At 72.2% G+C, this 19,922-nt stretch carries 22 protein-coding genes; 14 read left to right on the top strand and 8 right to left on the bottom strand.

The window, feature by feature from the left end; all coding sequences use genetic code 11:
• Positions 1 to 3: 3 nt before the first annotated feature.
• The 3 genes from priA to hisF are packed head-to-tail and all read left to right on the top strand — an operon-like array spanning position 4 to position 1,907.
• Positions 4 to 726, top strand: a complete 723-nt coding sequence (gene priA / locus ACZ7NC_RS19915; protein WP_471489942.1) for a bifunctional 1-(5-phosphoribosyl)-5-((5-phosphoribosylamino)methylideneamino)imidazole-4-carboxamide isomerase/phosphoribosylanthranilate isomerase PriA — start codon at positions 4 to 6, stop codon at positions 724 to 726.
• Between the two features lie 16 nt (positions 727 to 742).
• A complete protein-coding gene (locus tag ACZ7NC_RS19910; protein ID WP_471489940.1) occupies positions 743 to 1,138 on the top strand; it encodes a RidA family protein in 396 nt (131 codons plus the stop codon).
• Between the two features lie 13 nt (positions 1,139 to 1,151).
• Positions 1,152 to 1,907, top strand: coding sequence for an imidazole glycerol phosphate synthase subunit HisF (gene hisF / locus ACZ7NC_RS19905; RefSeq protein ID WP_471489938.1), 756 nt, complete (start codon positions 1,152 to 1,154; stop codon positions 1,905 to 1,907).
• A 109-nt stretch (positions 1,908 to 2,016) separates the two neighbouring features.
• Here hisF and ACZ7NC_RS19900 read toward each other — a convergent pair whose 3' ends face one another.
• Positions 2,017 to 2,652, bottom strand: a complete 636-nt coding sequence (locus tag ACZ7NC_RS19900) for a TIGR03085 family metal-binding protein (RefSeq protein ID WP_471489937.1) — start codon at positions 2,650 to 2,652, stop codon at positions 2,017 to 2,019.
• A 74-nt stretch (positions 2,653 to 2,726) separates the two neighbouring features.
• On the opposite strand from ACZ7NC_RS19900, the gene hisI reads away from it, so the two are divergent.
• The 11 genes from hisI (at position 2,727) to lgt (ending at position 11,506) form a co-directional block, all read left to right on the top strand.
• Entirely contained in the window at positions 2,727 to 3,134 is a 408-nt protein-coding gene (gene hisI, locus ACZ7NC_RS19895) for a phosphoribosyl-AMP cyclohydrolase (protein WP_471489935.1), read from the top strand.
• Between the two features lie 11 nt (positions 3,135 to 3,145).
• Positions 3,146 to 4,621, top strand: coding sequence for an anthranilate synthase component I (locus ACZ7NC_RS19890; protein ID WP_471489934.1), 1,476 nt, complete (start codon positions 3,146 to 3,148; stop codon positions 4,619 to 4,621).
• 122 nt (positions 4,622 to 4,743) lie between these two features.
• Positions 4,744 to 5,319: a TIGR02234 family membrane protein gene (locus ACZ7NC_RS19885; RefSeq protein ID WP_471489983.1), complete on the top strand. Its 576-nt coding sequence runs from the start codon at positions 4,744 to 4,746 to the stop codon at positions 5,317 to 5,319.
• A gap of 112 nt (positions 5,320 to 5,431) precedes the next feature.
• A complete protein-coding gene (locus ACZ7NC_RS19880; protein WP_471489932.1) occupies positions 5,432 to 5,683 on the top strand; it encodes an HGxxPAAW family protein in 252 nt (83 codons plus the stop codon).
• Positions 5,684 to 5,762: 79 nt separating this feature from the next.
• Positions 5,763 to 6,212, top strand: coding sequence for a DUF2752 domain-containing protein (locus tag ACZ7NC_RS19875; protein WP_471489931.1), 450 nt, complete (start codon positions 5,763 to 5,765; stop codon positions 6,210 to 6,212).
• A 135-nt stretch (positions 6,213 to 6,347) separates the two neighbouring features.
• Positions 6,348 to 7,157 carry an indole-3-glycerol phosphate synthase TrpC gene (gene trpC / locus ACZ7NC_RS19870; RefSeq protein ID WP_471489929.1) on the top strand — a complete coding sequence of 270 codons (810 nt, stop codon included), beginning with the start codon at positions 6,348 to 6,350 and terminating at the stop codon, positions 7,155 to 7,157.
• A gap of 21 nt (positions 7,158 to 7,178) precedes the next feature.
• Positions 7,179 to 7,352, top strand: coding sequence for a tryptophan biosynthesis modulator TrpM (trpM, locus tag ACZ7NC_RS19865; RefSeq protein WP_372497317.1), 174 nt, complete (start codon positions 7,179 to 7,181; stop codon positions 7,350 to 7,352).
• Positions 7,353 to 7,485: 133 nt separating this feature from the next.
• Positions 7,486 to 8,772, top strand: a complete 1,287-nt coding sequence (gene trpB / locus ACZ7NC_RS19860; RefSeq protein ID WP_471489928.1) for a tryptophan synthase subunit beta — start codon at positions 7,486 to 7,488, stop codon at positions 8,770 to 8,772.
• A complete protein-coding gene (gene trpA, locus ACZ7NC_RS19855; RefSeq protein ID WP_471489927.1) occupies positions 8,769 to 9,587 on the top strand; it encodes a tryptophan synthase subunit alpha in 819 nt (272 codons plus the stop codon). The genes trpB and trpA overlap by 4 nt, the downstream gene beginning before the upstream one ends.
• Positions 9,588 to 9,673: 86 nt before the next feature.
• Complete coding sequence (locus ACZ7NC_RS19850) at positions 9,674 to 10,447, top strand: DsbA family protein (RefSeq protein ID WP_471489925.1); 774 nt, start codon at positions 9,674 to 9,676, stop codon at positions 10,445 to 10,447.
• 99 nt (positions 10,448 to 10,546) lie between these two features.
• Positions 10,547 to 11,506, top strand: a complete 960-nt coding sequence (lgt, locus tag ACZ7NC_RS19845) for a prolipoprotein diacylglyceryl transferase (RefSeq protein WP_471489924.1) — start codon at positions 10,547 to 10,549, stop codon at positions 11,504 to 11,506.
• A gap of 75 nt (positions 11,507 to 11,581) precedes the next feature.
• Here lgt and ACZ7NC_RS19840 read toward each other — a convergent pair whose 3' ends face one another.
• The 7 genes from ACZ7NC_RS19840 to ACZ7NC_RS19810 are packed head-to-tail and all read right to left on the bottom strand — an operon-like array spanning position 11,582 to position 19,696.
• Positions 11,582 to 12,430: an HpcH/HpaI aldolase/citrate lyase family protein gene (locus ACZ7NC_RS19840; RefSeq protein WP_471489922.1), complete on the bottom strand. Its 849-nt coding sequence runs from the start codon at positions 12,428 to 12,430 to the stop codon at positions 11,582 to 11,584.
• A complete protein-coding gene (locus ACZ7NC_RS19835; protein WP_471489921.1) occupies positions 12,427 to 13,680 on the bottom strand; it encodes a CaiB/BaiF CoA transferase family protein in 1,254 nt (417 codons plus the stop codon). Before ACZ7NC_RS19835 ends, ACZ7NC_RS19840 begins: the two co-directional genes overlap by 4 nt.
• Positions 13,677 to 14,570, bottom strand: a complete 894-nt coding sequence (gene rbsK / locus ACZ7NC_RS19830; RefSeq protein WP_471489919.1) for a ribokinase — start codon at positions 14,568 to 14,570, stop codon at positions 13,677 to 13,679. The genes ACZ7NC_RS19835 and rbsK overlap by 4 nt, the downstream gene beginning before the upstream one ends.
• Positions 14,567 to 15,949: an ADP-ribosylglycohydrolase family protein gene (locus ACZ7NC_RS19825; RefSeq protein ID WP_471489918.1), complete on the bottom strand. Its 1,383-nt coding sequence runs from the start codon at positions 15,947 to 15,949 to the stop codon at positions 14,567 to 14,569. The genes rbsK and ACZ7NC_RS19825 overlap by 4 nt, the downstream gene beginning before the upstream one ends.
• A complete protein-coding gene (locus tag ACZ7NC_RS19820; protein WP_471489916.1) occupies positions 15,937 to 17,112 on the bottom strand; it encodes an ADP-ribosylglycohydrolase family protein in 1,176 nt (391 codons plus the stop codon). Before ACZ7NC_RS19820 ends, ACZ7NC_RS19825 begins: the two co-directional genes overlap by 13 nt.
• Positions 17,113 to 17,120: 8 nt before the next feature.
• Positions 17,121 to 18,632, bottom strand: a complete 1,512-nt coding sequence (locus ACZ7NC_RS19815; RefSeq protein WP_471489914.1) for an ADP-ribosylglycohydrolase family protein — start codon at positions 18,630 to 18,632, stop codon at positions 17,121 to 17,123.
• Positions 18,629 to 19,696: an ADP-ribosylglycohydrolase family protein gene (locus tag ACZ7NC_RS19810; protein ID WP_471489912.1), complete on the bottom strand. Its 1,068-nt coding sequence runs from the start codon at positions 19,694 to 19,696 to the stop codon at positions 18,629 to 18,631. Before ACZ7NC_RS19810 ends, ACZ7NC_RS19815 begins: the two co-directional genes overlap by 4 nt.
• Positions 19,697 to 19,922: the final 226 nt, after the last annotated feature.

Here is a 19,922-nt window from a genome sequence, read left to right as displayed (position 1 = left end):
GACATGGCCAAGCTCGAACTCCTCCCCGCCGTAGACGTCCGCGACGGCCAGGCCGTCCGCCTCGTACACGGCGAGTCCGGCACCGAGACCTCCTACGGCTCCCCGCTGGAGGCCGCCCTGGCCTGGCAGCGTTCGGGCGCCGAGTGGCTGCACCTGGTGGACCTGGACGCCGCGTTCGGCACCGGCGACAACCGCGAGCTGATCGCCGAGGTCGCCAAGGCGATGGACATCAAGGTCGAGCTGTCCGGCGGCATCCGCGACGACGCCTCCCTCGCCGCCGCGCTCGCCACCGGCTGCACGCGCGTGAACCTCGGCACGGCCGCCCTGGAGACCCCCGAGTGGGTCGCCAAGGTCATCGCCGAGCACGGCGACAAGATCGCGGTGGGCCTGGACGTCCGGGGCACCACGCTCCGCGGCCGCGGCTGGACCCGCGACGGCGGCGACCTCTACGAGACGCTGGAGCGCCTCAACAGCGAGGGCTGCGCCCGTTACGTCGTCACCGACATCGCCAAGGACGGCACCCTCCAGGGCCCGAACCTGGAGCTGCTGAAGAACGTCTGCGCGGCGACGGACCGCCCGGTGGTCGCCTCCGGCGGCGTGTCGTCCCTGGACGACCTGCGGGCCATCGCCGAGCTGGTCCCGCTCGGTGTCGAGGGCTCCATCGTCGGGAAGGCCCTGTACGCGAAGGCGTTCACCCTGGAAGAGGCCCTGGAGGCTACGTCGTGAAAATGGACACAGTGTCATGACATCCGATGCCGTACGGCGCGTGCAGAGCGGAAGTCCCTGGGAAGAGTCCTTCGGTTTCGCACGTGCCGTCGCGGCGGGCGACCGGGTGCTGGTGGCGGGCACGACGTCCTTCAAGGGCGACGTGCTGTACGGCGAGGGCGACCCGTACGAGCAGGCCAAGGTGGCCTTCACCCACGCGATCGAGGCGATCGGCGAGTTCGGGCTCGGGGTCGAGTCCGTGGTCCGTACGCGGATGTACCTGACCCACGCCCGCGATGTGGACGCCGTGGGCCGGGCCCACAAGGAGTTCTTCGACACGGTGCGCCCGGTCTCGACGTTGCTCGTCGTGGAGGGCTTCGTGGACTCGCGCATCCTGGTCGAAGTGGAAATAGAAGCATTCAGAGGACGTTAGAGGAGCCGGTTTCATGACCCTGGCGGTCCGAGTCATCCCCTGCCTGGACGTGGACAACGGCCGGGTCGTCAAGGGCGTCAACTTCCAGAACCTGCGCGACGCGGGCGACCCCGTCGAGATGGCCAAGGTGTACGACGCCGAGGGCGCCGACGAGCTGACCTTCCTGGACATCACCGCGTCGTCGGGCAACCGCGAGACGACGTACGACGTGGTGCGCCGCACCGCCGAGCAGGTGTTCATCCCGCTGACCGTCGGCGGTGGCGTCCGCACGGCCGAGGACGTGGACAAGCTGCTGCGCGCGGGCGCGGACAAGGTGGGCGTCAACACGGCGGCCATCGCGCGCCCGGATCTCATCCGGGAGATCGCCGAGCGCTTCGGCCGGCAGGTGCTGGTCCTCTCGGTCGACGCGCGGCGCACGCCAGAGGGCACCTTCGAGGTGACCACCCACGGCGGCCGTCGCGGCACCGGCATGGACGCCGTCGAGTGGGCGCACCGCGCGGCCGAGCTGGGCGCGGGCGAGATCCTGCTCAACTCGATGGACGCGGACGGCACGAAGGACGGCTACGACCTGGAGATGATCCAGGCCGTACGCAAGCACGTGACGGTCCCGGTGATCGCCTCCGGCGGCGCCGGCAAGCTCACCCACTTCGCGCCCGCTATCGAGGCGGGCGCGGACGCGGTGCTGGCGGCGTCGGTGTTCCACTTCGGGGATCTGCGGATCGGCGAGGTGAAGGACACGCTGCGGACGGCCGGCCACGCCGTGCGCTGACGCCCGCCGCTTCGAGCCCCGGCCACCGGGTGGCCGGGGCTTTCTGCCGGGGAGATCCGAAAGGTGCCCTTGTGAGCGACGGCCGTCTGACCGTCGGGCCCGATCGCGCTCAGATTCCCAGTTGCTTTCCTTCGTGCAGCTTGGCGATGGCGTCCTGGTCGCCGTCCAGCTCGACCTTCGCGGCGTTCTGCCGGCCGTAGACGAGCAGCAGCAGCTCCGACGGCTCGCCGGTGGCCGTCACGACCGGGGTGCCCTTGTGGGCGACGGCCGTCTGGCCGTCGGGGCGGCGCAGCACCAGGCCCGTGGGGGCGCTGCGGCCCACCAGGCGGGCGGAGCGCTCCAGCCGGGACCACAGGGCGTCCTGGAAGACCGGGTCGAGCTCGCGCGGGGTCCAGTCCGGCTGGGCGCGGCGGACGTCCTCCGTGTGGACGTAGAACTCGATCGTGTTCGACGCCTCGTCGACCTGCTTGAGCTGGAAGGGCGAGAAGCGCGGCGGACCGGTGCGGATGAGCTGGATCAGCTCCTCGTACGGCTTCGCGGCGAACTCCGCCATCGCCCTGTCCAGGCGCGGCGCGAGCTGCTTGATGAGGATGCCTGCGGCGGCGTCGGGACGGCGCTCGCGCACCACCACATGCGCGGCCAGGTCACGGGTCGTCCAGCCCTCGCAGAGGGTGGGGGCGTCGGGGCCCTCGGCCTCCAAGAGGTCGGCCAGAAGAAGTCGTTCACGCTTGGCGAAGGTCGACATGCAGTCAGCCTACGACCGGGCAACAGGTCCGCCCAGTGGACATGGAACCGTCACTGTCAGTGGCAGGCGGCACAATGGCAGGCATGACCACGAGCACGCCCCGGCCCAGCCGACTGGACCACGAGATCGCCGCGCGCCTCAAGCGCAGCGCGGACGGACTCCTGCCCGCCATCGCCCAGCAGTACGACACCGGAGAGGTGCTCATGCTCGGCTGGATGGACGACGAGGCGCTGCATCGCACGCTCACCACCGGCCGCTGCACCTACTGGTCGCGCAGTCGCCGGGAGTACTGGGTCAAGGGCGACACCTCCGGCCACTTCCAGTGGGTGAAGTCCGTCGCCCTGGACTGCGACGCCGACACCCTGCTCGTCAAGGTCGACCAGGTCGGCGCCGCCTGCCACACAGGCGCGCGCACCTGCTTCGACGAGGACGTACTGCTCAAGGACGGCGCTGATTCCGGCGCAGCGGCCTCGGATCAGTAGGGTCAGCCGCCATGGACCTTGAGACCTTCCGCAAGCTCGCCACCGACCGGCGCGTCATCCCGGTCACGCGCAAGCTCCTCGTCGACGGCGACACCCCGGTCGCCCTCTACCGCAAGCTCGCCGCCGAGCGCCCCGGCACCTTCCTGCTGGAGTCCGCGGAGAACGGCCGCTCCTGGTCCCGCTACTCGTTCGTGGGCGTACGCTCCGCGGCGACGCTCACCGAACGCGACGGACAGGCCCACTGGCTCGGCGCCCCGCCCGTAGGCGTCCCCGTCGACGGCGACCCGCTCGCCGCCCTGCGCGCCACCATCGAGGCCCTGCACACGCCGCACCACGAGGGCCTGCCGCCCTTCACCGGCGGCATGGTCGGCTACCTCGGCTACGACATCGTGCGCCGCCTGGAGAAGATCGGCCCCGGCGAGCGGGACGACCTGAAGCTGCCCGAGCTGACCATGCTGCTCACCAGCGACCTCGCCGTCATGGACCACTGGGAGGGCTCGGTCCTGCTGATCGCCAACGCGATCAACCACAACGACCTCGACACCGGCGTCGACGAGGCCCACGCCGACGCGGTCGCCCGCCTCGACGCCATGGAGGCCGACCTCTCGCGCCCGGTCGCCCAGCCCCCGGCCGTGCTCCCGCCCTCGGAGCTGCCCGAGTACACGGCCCTGTGGGGCGGCGAGGACTTCCAGGAGGCCGTCGAGGACATCAAGGAGCGCATCCGGGCCGGCGAGGCCTTCCAGGTCGTCCCCTCCCAGCGCTTCGAAACGCCGTGCACGGCAAGCGCGTTGGACGTCTACCGCGTGCTCCGCGCGACCAACCCGTCGCCGTACATGTACCTGTTCCGCTTCGACGGCTTCGACGTCGTCGGCTCGTCCCCCGAGGCCCTGGTGAAGGTCGAGGACGGGCGGGCCATGGTCCACCCCATCGCCGGGACCCGGTGGCGCGGGGCGACCCCGCAGGAGGACCAGGCCCTCGCCGACGAACTGCTCGCCGACCCCAAGGAGCGCGCCGAGCACCTGATGCTGGTCGATCTCGGCCGCAACGACCTGGGCCGCGTCTGCGAGCCGGGTTCCGTCGAGGTCGTGGACTTCATGTCCATCGAGCGCTACTCCCACGTGATGCACATCGTCTCCACCGTGACGGGACGCGTCGCACCGGGCCGCACCGCCTTCGACGTCCTGACGGCCTGCTTCCCGGCCGGCACCCTCTCCGGCGCCCCCAAGCCGCGCGCGATGCAGATCATCGACGAACTCGAACCGTCCAGACGCGGGCTGTACGGCGGCTGCGTCGGCTACCTCGACTTCGCGGGCGACTCCGACACCGCCATCGCCATCCGTACGGCCCTGCTGCGGGAGGGCACCGCATACGTCCAGGCGGGCGCGGGCATCGTCGCCGACTCGGACCCGGTCGCCGAGGACACCGAGTGCCGCAACAAGGCGGCGGCGGTACTGCGCGCGGTGCACACGGCGAACCGGCTCGGCTGAACCGGGTGGCCCTCTCACCGAACCCCGGGTGACTGATCGTCCGGGGTTCGGGTGATAGTGGAGGGGTGACTGCCGTACCGCACCCCCGTTCCGAAGCCCCCGCCTCCGCCCGGGCCGGCCGTATGAGTCTCGCCGTGGCCCTGCTGTGCGGCGCGCTCGGCGCGGCCGTGGCGCTGCTCGCCACCCGACAGCGCTGGTCCGAGGGCACCGTGACGGTGGCGGGCGGCCCGTTCCCCCTGATCGCCAAGGGCAGCGACGTCACGGGCGTCCCCGCGGCCCTGGCCATAGTGGGGCTCGCCGCGCTCGTCGCCGTGTTCGCCGTACGCCGGGCCGGCCGCCTCATGGTCGCCGGGCTGCTCGCGCTCTCCGGCGCAGGCACCGTCGCCGCCGCCCTGCTCGGCGCCTCCGACAGCTCAGCGCTCGACGAGAAGGCCGCCCAGGCCTCCGGCGACACCGCGGCCACCGTCGACGCCCTCAACCACACCGCCTGGCCGTACGTCGCGGCCGTCGGCGGTGCCCTGATCCTGCTCGCCGGACTGCTGGCCCTGCGCTACGGCCGGCTGTGGCCCGGCATGTCCGGCCGCTACGAGCGCGGCGGCGCCCCCCGCCCGCGCCGCAGGGCCCAGGCCGCCGACCCCGACCGGCCCGAGGAACTGTGGAAGGCCCTGGACCGGGGCGAGGACCCGACCGGCGGATAGTCCGCGGCCCCGGCGTGACCCCCGATCACCGCGGGCGTACGCGTGCGGGACAATGACAGCGAGCGACCGGCTCACCCACGTACGACACGTACACAGCAACAAGGAGCAAGCAATGGCGGGCAGCAGCCACGGTCACACCCCGGCCGCCTGGACCGGTGTCACGATCGCCTTCATCGGGTTCTGCGTCTCGGGCGCCTTCATGGTGCTGGACCAGCCCGCGGGCTTCTGGGCCGGTCTGGGCGTCGTGGTCCTCGGCGGCATCGTCGGCTGGATCATGAGCTCGATGGGACTCGGCCAGCCGAAGGACGCGCACAAGGCGCTGCTGACCTCGCAGGAGCGCGAACCGGCGAGCGCCAAGAGCTGAGACTCGTCCGACCTCGCTGAGGGGCGACCCGGCACCGATGGGTGCCAGGGGACGCCCCTCACGCGCGTGCGGGGGCACAATGCATGACGTGAACGCCGACAGCCCGCACGGAGCCACCGAGCCCGGCGCCGTCGCCGTACTCGGCCGACTGGCCGTACCGGCGGGGGTGCTCGCGGCCGTCGTGGCCGCCTTCGCATACGTCGGCGCCGTGGACCCGAACGAACCCGGCCACTACCCCGCCTGCCCGCTCCTGCAGTTCACCGGCATCTACTGCCCCGGCTGCGGCGGTCTGCGCAGCGCGCACGCCGTGGTCCACGGGGACTTCGCGGCGGCGCTCCAGGACAACGCGCTCGCGGTCGCCGGTTACGCGCTCTTCGCCGTCCTGTGGGCCGTCTGGGTGATCAGGTCGGTGCGCGGGCGCCCCTTCAGGCTGGAACTGTCGCCGGTGACGCTATGGGCCACAGGGGCGTTGCTCCTGCTCTTCACCGTTGTCCGGAACCTGCCCTTCGGTGACTGGCTGCACCCTTGATCAACTGGTGAACGTCCAGGTAATGGGACCGGCGTCAACCGGATGCGAGGCATACGCCCACCTCCGGATACCATCGCAGTGACCACCTGTTTCGTACGGCTTTGACAGTCCACCTTCGGAAAGGGGGCCGCTCGCGTGAGTGTGCTCGACGAGATCATCGACGGAGTCCGTGCCGACCTCGCGGAGCGGCAGGCGCGCGTCAGCCTCGACGAGCTCAAGGAGCGCGCGGCGAAGGCTCCCGCGGCGAAGGACGGGGTCGCCGCCCTCAAGGGCGACGGCGTCAAGGTCATCTGCGAGGTCAAGCGGTCCAGCCCCTCCAAGGGCGCGCTGGCCGCCATCGCCGACCCGGCCGGGCTCGCCGCCGACTACGAGGCGGGCGGCGCGGCCGTCGTCTCCGTCCTCACCGAACAGCGCCGCTTCGGCGGCTCGCTGGCCGACCTGGAGGCGGTCCGCGCCCGTGTGGACATCCCGATCCTGCGCAAGGACTTCGTCGTCACGTCGTACCAGCTCTGGGAGGCCCGGGCCTACGGCGCCGACCTCGTCCTGCTGATCGTCGCGGCCCTCGACCAGCCCGCCCTGGAGTCCCTCATCGAGCGTGCGGTGTCCATCGGCCTCACGCCCCTCGTCGAGGTGCACGACGAGGACGAGGTCGAGCGCGCCGTGGACGCGGGCGCCAAGGTCATCGGCGTCAACGCGCGCAACCTCAAGACCCTCGAGGTCGACCGCGGCACCTTCGAGCGCGTCGCCCCGGAGATCCCCGACCACATCGTCAAGATCGCCGAGTCCGGCGTCCGCGGCCCGCACGACCTCATCGCCTACGCCAACGCGGGCGCCGACGCCGTCCTGGTCGGCGAGTCCCTGGTGACGGGGAAGGACCCGAAGGCCGCGGTCTCCGACCTGGTGGCGGCAGGCGAACACCCCGCACTCCGGCACGGCCGCAGCTGATCACCCGCTAGGCTGACCGACGTGACCCTCCCGATCGCCCTGGCCACCAGGGACCCGTACGCCCGCCTCGCGCGCGGCTGCAGGCCCCGGGGCTGCCGCGCGCCCGCGCGCAGGGTGCACGGACGCAGGGTCCGTTATGTGATCGGTGACGAGCCGGGACAGGTAAACGGCCGCCGATGGCAGCGCGCCCCCTAGGGGCGCGGGGCTCTGTTTGATCTGCGGCTACCGCCGCGCGGGCGCGATCAGCCACTCACGGCCCGCGGTCGCCTGACCATCCCCGCCCCCACGGCGATTAGTGCATTCCACAAACTCACCGTGAGGTTTCCGCATGCCCAGCGACTTCTTCATCCCCGACCCGGAGGGTCAAGTCCCCACAGCCGAGGGCTACTTCGGCGCGTTCGGCGGCAAGTTCATCCCCGAGGCCCTCGTGGCCGCCGTGGACGAGGTGGCCGTCGAGTACGACAAGGCCAAGCACGACCCCGAGTTCGCCCGCGAACTCGACGACCTGCTGGTCAACTACACGGGGCGCCCGTCGGCGCTCACCGAGGTCCCCCGTTTCGCCGCAGAAGCGGGCGGCGCCCGGATCTTCCTCAAGCGGGAAGACCTCAACCACACCGGCTCTCACAAGATCAACAACGTCCTCGGTCAGGCCCTGCTCACCAAACGCATGGGCAAGACCCGAGTGATCGCCGAGACGGGCGCTGGCCAGCACGGCGTGGCGACGGCGACGGCCTGCGCGCTGTTCGGCCTCGACTGCACCATCTACATGGGCGAGATCGACACCCGGCGCCAGGCCCTCAACGTGGCCCGGATGCGCATGCTCGGCGCCGAGGTCATCGCCGTGAAGTCGGGCTCGCGCACCCTGAAGGACGCCATCAACGAGGCGTTCCGCGACTGGGTCGCCAACGTCGACCACACCCACTACCTCTTCGGTACGGTCGCCGGCCCGCACCCCTTCCCCGCCATGGTCCGCGACTTCCACCGCGTGATCGGCGTCGAGGCACGCCGCCAGCTCCTGGAGCGCGCCGGCCGTCTCCCCGACGCCGCCATCGCCTGCGTCGGCGGTGGCTCCAACGCCATCGGCCTCTTCCACGCCTTCATCCCCGACACGGACGTACGCCTCATCGGCTGCGAGCCCGCGGGGCACGGCGTCGAGACCGGTGAGCACGCGGCCACCCTCACCGCCGGCGAGCCCGGCATCCTGCACGGCTCCCGCTCCTACGTCCTTCAGGACGACGAGGGCCAGATCACCGAGCCGTACTCGATCTCGGCCGGTCTGGACTACCCCGGCATCGGGCCCGAGCACTCCTACCTCAAGGACAGCGGCCGCGGCGAGTACCGCGCGGTCACCGACGACGCCGCCATGCAGGCGCTGCGCCTGTTGTCGCGCACCGAGGGCATCATCCCGGCCATCGAGAGCGCCCACGCGCTCGCCGGCGCCCTGGAGGTCGGCCGGGAGCTGGGCGAGGACGGGCTGATCGTCGTCAACCTGTCCGGGCGCGGCGACAAGGACATGGACACGGCCGCGCGCTACTTCGGCCTGTACGACACCGACGCCGAGGTCGCCGCCGACGCCAATGGCGGTGCCGCCGAGATCCAGGGGGACGCCAAGTGAGCGGAAACATCCAGCTGTTGACGGACACCCTGCACGCCGCCAGGGCCGAGGGCCGCTCCGCGCTCATCGCCTACCTGCCGGCCGGGTTCCCGACCGTGGACGGCGGCATCGAGGCGATCAAGGCCGCCCTCGACGGGGGCGCGGACATCGTGGAGGTGGGGCTGCCGCACAGCGACCCCGTCCTCGACGGCCCGGTCATCCAGACCGCCGACGACATCGCCCTGCGCGGCGGCGTCAAGATCGCGGACGTCATGCGTACGGTCCGCGAGACGCACGAGGCCACGGGCAAGCCGATCCTCGTCATGACGTACTGGAACCCCATCGACCGCTACGGCGTCGAGCGCTTCACCGCCGAGCTGGCGGAAGCGGGCGGTGCGGGCTGCATCCTGCCCGACCTGCCCGTCCAGGAGTCCGCCCTGTGGCGGGAGCACGCCGAGAAGCACGGGCTCGCGACGGTCTTCGTCGTGGCCCCGAGCAGCAAGGACGAGCGGCTCGCCCGGATCACGGCGGCGGGCAGCGGCTTCGTCTACGCCGCCTCCCTGATGGGCGTCACCGGCACCCGCGAGTCGGTGGGCGCGCAGGCGCAGGACCTGGTGGAGCGCACCCGGGCCACCGGCACCGAACTGCCCGTCTGCGTCGGGCTCGGCGTCTCCAATGCCGCGCAGGCCGCCGAGGTCGCCGGCTTCGCCGACGGCGTGATCGTCGGCTCGGCCTTCGTCAAGCGGATGCTGGACGCGCCGGACGAGACGGCCGGCCTCGAGGCCGTGCGCGCGCTCGCCGGTGAGCTGGCGAAGGGCGTGCGCGGGCAGGCGTAACAAACCGGGATTTCATACGGGTCCCTCTTCCGGGTGGACCTGGGGCCGGGGAGGCGCGCTGCGCCTCCCCGGTTCGTTCTGCGGGTGTGAGCGAAAAGAATCGTGACGGAAAGCGGACCGCCCGGGAGCGGCTGGCGGTCGAGCGTGAGAAGCAGAAGGCGGCCGACAAGCGGCGCCGTGCGCTGATCGTGGGCGCCAGCGTCGTCTGCGTGCTGGGACTCGCCGCGGTCGTCGGAGTCGTCGCGGCGAACGCGGGCAAGGACGACAGCAGTGACGCGGGACCCGTCGTGGGTCCCTCGGGCGCGCAGGGCAAGGACGGTCTCGCGATCCCGGTGGGCCAGGAGAACGCCAAGTCCACGCTCACGGTCTGGGAGGACTTCCGCTGCCCGGCCTGCAAGTCCTTCGAGGACGCGTACCGCTCGACGATCCACGAGCTGACGGACTCCGGCAAGCTCAGGGTCGAGTACCACCTGGCGACGATCATCGACGGCAACATGCGCGGCACCGGCTCCCGCAACGCGGCGAACGCCGCGGCCTGCGCCCAGGACACCGGGAAGTTCACGCCGTACCACGACGTGCTGTACGAGAACCAGCCCCCGGAAGTCGACGACGCCTTCGCCAAGAACAGCAAGCTGTTCGAGCTCGCGGCCAAGGTCAAGGGCCTGGACACGCCCGCCTTCCGCAAGTGCGTGGAGGACGGCAAGCACAACAGCTGGGTGGAGAAGTCCAACGACGCGTTCAAGAAGGGCGGCTTCAGCGGCACCCCGACGGTCCTGCTGAACGGCAAGAACATCTACCAGGACCAGACGATGACCCCGGCCAAGCTGAAGCAGATGGTGGAGGAGGCGGCCAAGGGGTGAGCCCCGGCGGGCGGTCCGCCCGAGGGCGCTGCCCGTTATGGACCCGTAGCCGGGCCGCCTGACATCGCTGCCGCCCGGCAGGGTAGCGTCGACCTTGCCATGGAACTTGCCTACATTCCCAGCCCGTCGCGCGGGGTGATCCACCTCGGCCCCATCCCGCTGCGCGGCTACGCCTTCTGCATCATCATCGGTGTCTTCGTAGCCGTCTGGCTCGGCAACAAACGCTGGATCGCCCGAGGCGGGCGATCCGGCACGGTGGCCGACATCGCGGTCTGGGCCGTGCCGTTCGGACTGGTCGGCGGGCGCCTCTATCACGTGATCACGGACTACGAGCTGTACTTCAGCGAGGGCCGTGACTGGGTGGACGCCTTCAAGATCTGGGAGGGCGGCCTAGGCATCTGGGGCGCCATCGCGCTGGGCGCGCTGGGCGCGTGGATCGGCTGCCGCCGCCGGGGCATCCCGCTGCCGGCGTACGCCGACGCCGTCGCTCCCGGTATCGCCTTCGCGCAGGCCATCGGGCGCTGGGGCAACTGGTTCAACCAGGAGCTGTACGGGCGGTCGACCGACCTCCCCTGGGCCCTGAAGATCACGTCCTCGACGGACGGCCGGGTGCCGGGCACCTACCACCCGACGTTCCTCTACGAGTCGCTGTGGTGCATCGGCGTCGCGCTGCTGGTGATCTGGGCCGACCGCCGCTTCAAGCTGGGGCACGGGCGGGCGTTCGCGCTGTACGTCGCCGCGTACTGCGTGGGCCGGTTCTGGGTCGAGTACATGCGTGTCGACGACGCCCACCACATCCTCGGGCTGCGGCTCAACAACTGGACCGCGCTGATCGTGTTCCTGCTCGCGGTGGTGTACATCGTGGTGTCGGCGAAGAAGCGGCCGGGCCGGGAAGCCGTGGTGGAGCCGGGTGCCCCCGGTGACGAAGCGGATGGTGAGGCCGAGGCCGGCAGCACCGATGCCGATGTGCAGGACGACGACGAGGCCAAGGCCGAGGCCGAGGTCGAGGTCAGGGACGAGGCCAAGGACGAGGCCGGGTCGGCGACCAAGAAGACGTGAGGCTCGGTTCCACGACCATGAGGGCGCCCGGAGTTTTCCGGGCGCCTTCGTCATGTGTGGACGGGAACAGCGTGGTCAGCGCCGACGCGCAAGCGACAGGGTCCGCTGGGCCGCCGCCACCACAGCCGCGTCGATGAACGTTCCGTCCTGCAGGGCCTGGGCGCCCTGCTGTGTCGTGGCCGCCTTGATGATCGTCTCCGCCTGTTCGAGCTCCGCCTCCGTGGGGAGATAGGCCCGTTCGATCACCGGCAGCTGGCGCGGGTGGATGGCGGCTCGGCCCAGGAAGCCCAGGGTGCGGCCGTGGGCGCAGGACGCGATCAGGCCCTCCAGGTCGCGGATGTCCGGGTGGATCGACTGGGACGGCGGGGGCAGGCCCGCCGCCCGAGCGGCCACGACGACGCGGGAGCGGGACCAGTCGAGGCCCGCGTCGCCGCGTACGCCCAGGTCGGACCGTAGATCCGCCTCGCCGAGGGAGATGCCGTGCAGGGAGGGGTGGGCGGCGGCGATGGCGTACGCGTGCTCGATGCCCAGGGCCGATTCGATGAGGGCGTGCAGCGGCGTGGTGCCCGGCGCGACGGGAGGGGTGGTCTGGGCGAGGTGGATGATCTGCTCGGCGGAGGTCACCTTGGGCAGGCGCAGGCCGGACAGGCCCGGCAGGGCGGCCAGTGCGGCGAGGTCCTGCGCCGCCCGCGGGGTGTCCAGGGCGTTCACGCGGACGTGGACGGGGACGGGGTGGTCCGGCTCGGAGAGCAGGTCGGCGGTGGCCGCGCGGGCGTAGTCCTTGCGCTCCGGGGCCACCGCGTCCTCCAGGTCGACGATGACGATGTCGGCACCGGACGTCAGGGCCCCGGCCACCACACGAGGGCGGTCGCCAGGGGCGTACAGCCAGGTCAGGGGGTACGGGACGGTCGCCGGGCCGGTCACAGGGCGCCCTCCTCGCGCAGGGCCGCCAGTTCGGCGGGGGTGAGGCCCAGGTCGGTGAGGATCTCGTCCGTGTCCGCGCCGTGCGGGCGGCCGGTCCAGCGGATGGTGCCGGGGGTGGCGGAGAGACGGAACAGGACGTTCTGCATGCGCAGCGGGCCCAGCTCGGGGTCGTCGACGGTGGTGATCGTGTCCAGGGCCGCGTACTGGGGGTCGGTCATCACGTCCCGTACGTCCTGGATCGGGGCCACCGCCGCCTCCGCCTTCTCGAAGGCCGCGAGGACGTCGGCGCGGGTGTGGCGGGCGATCCAGTCGCCGACCGCCCGGTCGAGTACCTCGGCGTGGCGGGCCCGGTCGGCGCCCGTCGCGAACCAGGGCTCGTCGATCAGTTCGGGGCGCCCCACCAGGCGCATCACACGCTCGGCGATCGACTGGGCCGAGGTGGAGACGGCGACCCAGGTGCCGTCGGCGGTGCGGTAGGTGTTGCGCGGGGCGTTGTTGGCGGAGCGGTTGCCGGTGCGTTCCTGGACGTAGCCGAGCTGGTCGTACCAGGTGGCCTGCGGGCCGAGCGCGAGCAGCATCGGTTCGATGAGGGCCATGTCGACGACCTGGCCCTCGCCGGTGCGCTCACGTGCGGCGAGCGCCGTCATCACCGCGTACGCCGTCGCGAGGCCCGCGATCGAGTCGGCCAGGCCGAAGGGCGGGAGCGTGGGCGGCGCGTCCGGTTCCCCGGTGAGTGCGGCGAAGCCGCTCATCGCCTCGGCGAGGGTGCCGAAGCCGGGGCGGTGGGCGTAGGGGCCGAACTGGCCGAAGCCGGTGACGCGGGTGAGGACCAGGCGGGGGTTGGCGGCGGCGAGCTCCGGCCAGCCGAGGTCCCATTTCTCCAGGGTGCCGGGGCGGAAGTTCTCGATGACGACGTCCGCGGTCGCGGCCAGCCGCAGCAGGGTGGCGCGGCCACCGGGCCGGGAGAGGTTCAGGGTGAGCGTGCGCTTGTTGCGGCCCAGGACCTTCCACCACAGGCCCACGCCATCCTTCGACGGGCCGTGGCCGCGGGAGGGGTCCGGTTTGCCGGGGTGCTCGACCTTGATGACCTCCGCGCCGAAGTCGCCGAGCATCGTCGCGGCGAGGGGGCCGGCGAAGAGGGTGGCCAGGTCGAGGACGCGGATGCCGGTCAAAGGGGCTTTGGTTGCTTTGGTTCCTTCGGCTGCTTCGGCTGCTTCGGTTGCTTCGGTTGGTTTGGTTGCTTCGATCATGAGGCGTACCGCTCGTCGATCTCGGGGCGGTACGGCATCGACACGGTGGCGCCCTCCCGCTGGACCGACAGCGCGGCCGCCGCGGACGCCCAGGTCAGCGCGTCCGGCATCGGGCGTCCCTCGCCGAGCGCCACCGCGAGGGCGCCGACGAAGGTGTCGCCGGCGCCGGTGGAGTCGACGGCGGTGACCTTCGGGGCGGGGACGGTCAGAAGATCGGCGCCCCGGTCGGCGTACAGGCTGCCGGCGGCGCCCAGGGTGACGACCACCTCGGGCACCCGGTCGAGCAGTGCGGTGGCGGCCTCGCGGGGGTCGGTGCGGCCGGTGAGGGTGGTGGCCTCGTGTTCGTTGGGGACCAACAGGTCGATGGTGGCGAGGAGTTCGTCCGGGAGCGGCTGGGCGGGGGACGGGGTGAGGACCGTACGGACGTCGTGGCGGTGGGCCGCCTGGGCGCCGGCGAGCACCGCGGCCAGCGGGATCTCCAGCTGGAGCAGCAGGATGTCGGCGGCGGCGATGACGCCCTCGTCGCCGGGGCTGAGGTGGTCGAGGGTGCCGTTCGCGCCGGGGATCACGACGATCGCGTTGCCGCCCTGGTCGTCCACGACGATGTGCGCGGTGCCGGAGGGGCCCTCGACCGTGCGGAGGTCGTCGGTGTCCACGCCGGAGTGTTCGAGCGTGGAGCGCAGACGGGTGCCGAAGGGGTCGTTGCCGACCGCGCCGATCATCGAGACGAGGCCGCCCGCGCGGGCCGCCGCGATGGCCTGGTTGGCGCCCTTGCCGCCGGGGATCGTACGGAACTCCCGGCCGGTCACGGTCTCACCGCGCTGCGGGGCCTTCTCGACGTAGGTGACGAGGTCCATGTTCGTGCTGCCGAGCACGACGATGTCGGTCATGGGCGGGCTGCCTCCAAGGGGGTGAGCCGATGGCTGAGTTCGTGGGTGAGGCGGGCCGGCGCGTCGAAGCCGGTGCCGTTGAAGTCGGCGACGGAGGTGGCGAGGCGGTTCTTGAGGGGGGCCGTCCAGCGGTGGGGGAGCGCGGCGGGGGATCCGGCGAGGAGGGCGGCGATGCTGCCGACCGTGGCGCCGTTGGAGTCGGTGTCCCAGCCCCCCGACACGGCACGGCAGATGGAGCCGGTGAAGTCGCCGTTCGCATGGGTGAGGGCGGCGGCGATCAGCGCGGTGTTGGGGACGGCGTGGACCCAGTGGTGGGTGTGCGCGTGGGTGGCGTGGAGTTCGTCGACGACCGTGTCGAAGTCCTCGTGGGTGTGGGCCAGTTGGACGGCGTGCTGGACGGCCCCTGCGAGGCGGGACTTCGGGGGGATCACCGTGAGGCCGGTGCGCAGGCAGGAGTGGATGTCGCTGGAGCCGGTCGCCGCCCGGGCGATGACCGCTGCCGAGAACATCGCCGCGTAGACGCCGTTGGCGGTGTGGGTGAGGGTGGCGTCGCGGTGGGCCTGTTCGGCCGCGGCGGCCGGGTCGCCCGGATTGGTCCAGCCGTGTACGTCCGCGCGGATGAGGGCGCCGATCCACTCGCGGAAGGGGTTGCGGTGGCGGGCCGTGTGCGGGGGCTCGATGCCGAGGAGGAGGCTGCGGTAGGCGACGCGCTCGGCGGTGAAGGTGCGGCCGGCCGGGAGCTCGTCGAGCCAGAGGCGGGCCACGTCGGTGGTGGTGAAGGCCCGGCCGTGGCGTCGGAGCAGGAGCAGGTTGAGGAGGGGGTAGTTGAGGTCGTCGTCCTCGGGCATGCCGTCGATGTTCTCGGCGAGGCAGGTGGGGGCCGAGCGGCGGTTCCAGGGGTGGGCCGTGAGGAGTTCTCCGGGGACTCCCCTGGCTGTGAAGTACGTGTTCAGGGGCCAGTTGCCGGTGGACCCGGCCAGCTTGCGGATGGCTTCGAGGGGGAGTTTCTCGACGGGTTTGCCGAGCAGGCAGCCGACCGCCCGGCCCAGCCAGGCGGCTTCGTAGTGAGCGGGGGTGGGCGCGGCGGCCGCCGGCGCGGGCCAGGACGGGCAGCTTGCCTTGATCTTCGTCAGGTCGGTGGGTTCGCGGTCCGCCAACCGGCTCGGCAGATCCGCCAGTTCATCCAGCAGGTCCTCTGCCAGCGTCCGCAGGTAACGTGACGCGGTTCCCGGTGACGCCCCCGCCCGCGACGGCGCTTCCTCGCCGCCCGCCGCCCTCCAGCGCGCGGCGATCGCCGACGGCTCCCGGCCGTCCAGAGCCGCCTGGCGCAGCTCATGGCCGATCAGGTCCTCCGGCTGGACCCAGGTCAGTCGGAGCATCCTCGGCCCCCCAGCGCGGTGAACGCCGCCTCGTGCGCCCGGCGTCGGCGTACGTCCCTCTCGTGGATCTCCCTCGTCACCTCGGTCAGCGTGCGGGCCGGCTCCCACAGGTCCAGGCGGCTGGCTTCGGCGACCGTCTTCGACCAGTCCTCGGGGGACGGTGAGCCGAGGGCGCCGGACAGTGCGCCGGCCATCGTCGCGATCGAGTCGCAGTCGCGGCCGTAGTTCACGGCGCCCAGGACCGCCTGGCGGTAGTCGCCGTCCGCGATCAGCAACATGGCCAGCGCGATCGGGAGTTCCTCGATGGCGTGCAGCCGGGAGGGGCGGCGGGCGCCGAGCGAGGGCCGGCGGTAGTCGGGGCCGACCGTGTCGTACGGGGTGATCGCCTCCCGGAGCGGGAGCAGGGCCGACTCGAAGTCCGTGTGGGCGCCCGCCACTTCGCAGACCTTCTCGATCGCCGTCCTCGTGCCGTCCTTCGCCAGGGACAGACAGGCCGCGACGATCGAGTCCGGTGTCGCCCCGGGGGTGCACGCCGCCGCCACCGCCGCGGCGAAGACGCCCGCCGCCTCACGGCCGTACGACGACTGATGGGCACCCGCGATGTCCAGCGCCTCCGCGTACGCGCCCCTCGGGTCGGCCGCGTTGACCAGGCCGACCGGGGCCATGTACATCGCCGCGCCGCAGTTGACGATGTTGCCGACGCCTGCCTCGCGGGGGTCCACATGGCCGTAATGGAGGCGAGTGACCAGCCATTTCTCGGCCAGGAAGACGCGGTGGAGGGGGAGGGCCTCCGACTCCAGTTCCGGGATCCAGCGCGGGTTCGTCATCAGGTCCGGGACCAGGTGGTCGGCGATCGTGTACGCGTCGAGGTGGTCGCGGACCTGCGCGTAGACGCGGATCAGGGCGTGCGTCATCAACGTGTCGTCGGTGACGTGCCCGTCGCCCTTGTGGTACGGCGCGATGGGGCGGGCCGTACGCCAGGCGTCGCCGTTCCAGGGGCCGACGATGCCGTGCACCCGGCCGCCGTGGCGTTCGAGGATCTGGTCGGGGGAGTAGCCCTCCACCGGGCCGCCGAGGGCGTCGCCGACCGCCGCGCCGACCAGGGCGCCGGTGATCCGCTCGCCGAGACGCGGACCACCGCTTTCATGTGCTTTGGGCGTCATGCCCCGAATCATCCTCCTGGTCGGTCCGGTTGTGTGGCTTCCAGGAGTTCGGCGAGTTCCACCAGGTCGGTGCCGGTGAGCCTGGGGAGTACGCAGCCGGAGAGGGTGCGGCAGGTGTCGCGCCAGGACGCCGGGATCGCCGTACCGCCGCCCAACGCTCCGGTCAGCGCGCCCGCCAGGGCCGGTGCCGAGTCCGCGACACGGGAGAGGCAGGCGGCGGCGGGGACGGCCTCGGCGATACGGCCGTGCGCGGCGACGGTGAGGGCGAGGGCGACCGGGACGGTTTCGGCGGCGGCGATGCCGTAGCTGTAGACGTGGTCGACGATTTGGTGTTCGAGGAGGGGGATCAGGGCGAAGGCGCTGTCGGTGCTCTGTGCGAGCCGCAGTGCGTGGCGGGCGTTGCGGCCGATCTCCGTCTCCTCGGGGAGTTCGGCGAGTGCGGCTGTCACGCAGGCCTCGGTGTTCGCGCCGGTCAGGGCCAGGGCGAGGGCCGCCGCCATCGCCCGGGCGCCGTGTACGCCGTCGCCGTCCTGGGTGTAGCGGGCGTCGAACTCGGCGAGATCGGCGGCGCGGTGGGGGTCGCCGGGGTGCGCCACGGCGAGGACGCAGGCGCGTACGCAGGCCGCGTCGTCGAAGTAGTGCGGGTTGTCGTGGCCGGTCGCGGGTGGGCGCAGGCCGGTGGCGAGGTTGCCGAGGCCGGCGCGGACGGAGATGCGGGCGCGCAGGGGGAGGATGGCCGACTCGATCTCTGGGGCGCGGTCGGCCGCGGCGGCGACCTCGCTGGCGACGGCGTTCCAGGTGAGGTCGATGGCGGCTCGGGTGCGGCGTTCTCGGCTGAGGTCGCCGAGGGCGGTGTCGTCGCCGGCTCGGAGTACGGCTTCCGCGGCGAAGGCCGCCCATTCCGCGTCGTCGGAGGGGCCCAGGCGGAGGGGTTCGGGGGGTTGGTTGAGGGCGATGGGGACGGGGAGGGTGGTGGTTGCGTTGTTTTCGGCGAAGGTGTCGAGTTCGCGGGTGAGACGGCGGGTCCATTCGGGCATGCGGGCGGCTCGGTGGCGGGCGGCGGGCCAGCCGGCGGCGTCGCCTGCGGCCAGGCCCAGGAGGAGGCCGAGGATGCGGGTGCCCTCCGGGGGGAGCGGGGTGCCGGCCTCGGCTTCGCCTTCGGCCGGTCGTCTCCCACCCGCACCGCCCGTGCGGCTTTCGTCTTCGGGTGCGGGTGGCCCCGGTGGGGGGTGCTCGCCGTGGGCGGCTGTGGGGTGGGGTGGTGGGAGGAGGGGTGTGCGGCCTCGAGTCCCGGGTGCGGGTGGTTGTGACATGGGGACGCCGGGTGCGGGTGCGGGTGCGGGTGGTTGTGTGAGGGGTGGGCTGTCGGTGGGCCCGGGTTCGTCGGGTGCCCCGGGTTCGGGTGACTGCGTCCGGGGCGGGCCGTCGGGTGTCACGGGTGGTTGTGTGAGGAGCGTCGGCTCGGCTTCGGGGGGTGTTGTTGTCGGGGTGCCCTCGTCCCAGGGGGTGGGCGGGTTCATCGTCGGGCTCCGGTGGGGGGCGTCGGGGCGTCGGTTGTCGTGAGTCCCCCCGTCACCCATTTCCTGTCCTCCCCCGGCACCAGCAACTCCGCCACATCCAGCACGTGATGCCCGGCCATCGACGGCAGACAGCTCCCCCGCGCCGGCCCGATCGCCGCCCCCCACTCCGCCGGGATCGCCGACTCGCCCTGTGTCGCGCCGGCCAGCGCCCCCGCCACCGCCGCTGTCGTGTCCGCGTCGCGGCCCATGTTCACGGCCGTCAGGACCGCCTGGACGAAGTCGCCGTCCGCCGCCGCGTACGCCCCGAAGGCCAGGGCGACCGCCTCGGGGGCCAGATCGGTCCAGGGGTAGCCGCCGATGACCACCGCGGAGCGGACCGCGCGTTCGCCCCGGTGGGCCACCGCCACCGCCCTCCTCAGCGATCTGGCCGTCCAGGAGTCGTCCGGGACCACCGCGAGCGCCGAGGCGACCACCGCGATCGTCGGAGCCCCCGCCATGGCCGCCGCCACCCCCGCCGCCACCGCCTGACCGCCGTAGATGCCCTCGCCGTCGTGGCTCACCGAGCCGTCGATCGCCACCAGGCGGGCGGCCTCGGCGGGGCGCCCCGCCGCGAAGACGCCGAAGGGCGCCGCCCGCATGGCGAGGCCGTCGCTCCAGGCGTGCCGGTGCTGGGCGGAGATGGGGGCGGCCAGGCCGCGGCGGAGGTTCTCCAGCGTGCCGCGTTCGCTGAAGCCCGCGCCCCGGAAGGGACCCTCCGCCCGGTCCGCGATCCACACGTGCCAGGCCGTCTCCACATGGGCCGGGGTCAGGGCCGAGCCGTGGCGGGCGAGGAGGAGGCCCGAGAAGATCGCGTACTCGGTGTCGTCCGTGCCGGAGGGGTCGGCGGAGACGAAGCCCGTGATACGGCCCCACCGGGCGCGGATCTCGGAGGGCTTCATGTTCTCCGCGGGGGCGCCCAGCGCGTCGCCGACCGCCAGGCCCAGCAGCGCCCCGCGCGCGCGTGCGCGGAGTTCGGCGGCGTCCCCGGGCGCCGGAACCGAGGGGATGCAGGCGATCGATGCCATACGCGGCCTCTCCTCCGAGGGCTCCGCCCAGGGCGCGGACCCCTTTGCGGATGTGTCCCACCGTCGGCGGTTTACCTGAGCCTCGGAAGCCTCGGTGTCACCCGGTCGACATCTGTGCAGAGGCACACACGAATGAGCGTTCTAAGGGAAAACCGCAGGTTAGCCCAGCCTTTCCTTGCTGGCGGGCAGGAATTTCCGGGCGTAGATTTGGCGTTGTCGAAGAATA

The sequence above is a fragment of the Streptomyces sp. NPDC111802 genome (assembly GCF_055634335.1).
Note: the sequence above shows the minus strand (reverse complement) of the source record. Positions and strands in the feature narration are given on the sequence as shown.

Excerpts from the sequence above, each read along its gene's own strand:
- priA (WP_471489942.1), top strand. The coding sequence starts at position 4 with ATGGCCAAGCTCGAACTCCTCCCCGCCGTAGACGTCCGCGACGGCCAG.
- ACZ7NC_RS19910 (WP_471489940.1), top strand. The coding sequence starts at position 743 with ATGACATCCGATGCCGTACGGCGCGTGCAGAGCGGAAGTCCCTGGGAA.
- hisF (WP_471489938.1), top strand. The coding sequence starts at position 1,152 with ATGACCCTGGCGGTCCGAGTCATCCCCTGCCTGGACGTGGACAACGGC.
- ACZ7NC_RS19900 (WP_471489937.1), bottom strand. The coding sequence starts at position 2,652 with ATGTCGACCTTCGCCAAGCGTGAACGACTTCTTCTGGCCGACCTCTTG.
- hisI (WP_471489935.1), top strand. The coding sequence starts at position 2,727 with ATGGCAGGCATGACCACGAGCACGCCCCGGCCCAGCCGACTGGACCAC.
- ACZ7NC_RS19890 (WP_471489934.1), top strand. The coding sequence starts at position 3,146 with ATGGACCTTGAGACCTTCCGCAAGCTCGCCACCGACCGGCGCGTCATC.
- ACZ7NC_RS19885 (WP_471489983.1), top strand. The coding sequence starts at position 4,744 with ATGAGTCTCGCCGTGGCCCTGCTGTGCGGCGCGCTCGGCGCGGCCGTG.
- ACZ7NC_RS19880 (WP_471489932.1), top strand. The coding sequence starts at position 5,432 with ATGGCGGGCAGCAGCCACGGTCACACCCCGGCCGCCTGGACCGGTGTC.
- ACZ7NC_RS19875 (WP_471489931.1), top strand. The coding sequence starts at position 5,763 with ATGCATGACGTGAACGCCGACAGCCCGCACGGAGCCACCGAGCCCGGC.
- trpB (WP_471489928.1), top strand. The coding sequence starts at position 7,486 with ATGCCCAGCGACTTCTTCATCCCCGACCCGGAGGGTCAAGTCCCCACA.
- lgt (WP_471489924.1), top strand. The coding sequence starts at position 10,547 with ATGGAACTTGCCTACATTCCCAGCCCGTCGCGCGGGGTGATCCACCTC.
- ACZ7NC_RS19835 (WP_471489921.1), bottom strand. The coding sequence starts at position 13,680 with ATGATCGAAGCAACCAAACCAACCGAAGCAACCGAAGCAGCCGAAGCA.
- rbsK (WP_471489919.1), bottom strand. The coding sequence starts at position 14,570 with ATGACCGACATCGTCGTGCTCGGCAGCACGAACATGGACCTCGTCACC.
- ACZ7NC_RS19825 (WP_471489918.1), bottom strand. The coding sequence starts at position 15,949 with ATGCTCCGACTGACCTGGGTCCAGCCGGAGGACCTGATCGGCCATGAG.
- ACZ7NC_RS19820 (WP_471489916.1), bottom strand. The coding sequence starts at position 17,112 with ATGACGCCCAAAGCACATGAAAGCGGTGGTCCGCGTCTCGGCGAGCGG.
- ACZ7NC_RS19815 (WP_471489914.1), bottom strand. The coding sequence starts at position 18,632 with ATGAACCCGCCCACCCCCTGGGACGAGGGCACCCCGACAACAACACCC.
- ACZ7NC_RS19810 (WP_471489912.1), bottom strand. The coding sequence starts at position 19,696 with ATGGCATCGATCGCCTGCATCCCCTCGGTTCCGGCGCCCGGGGACGCC.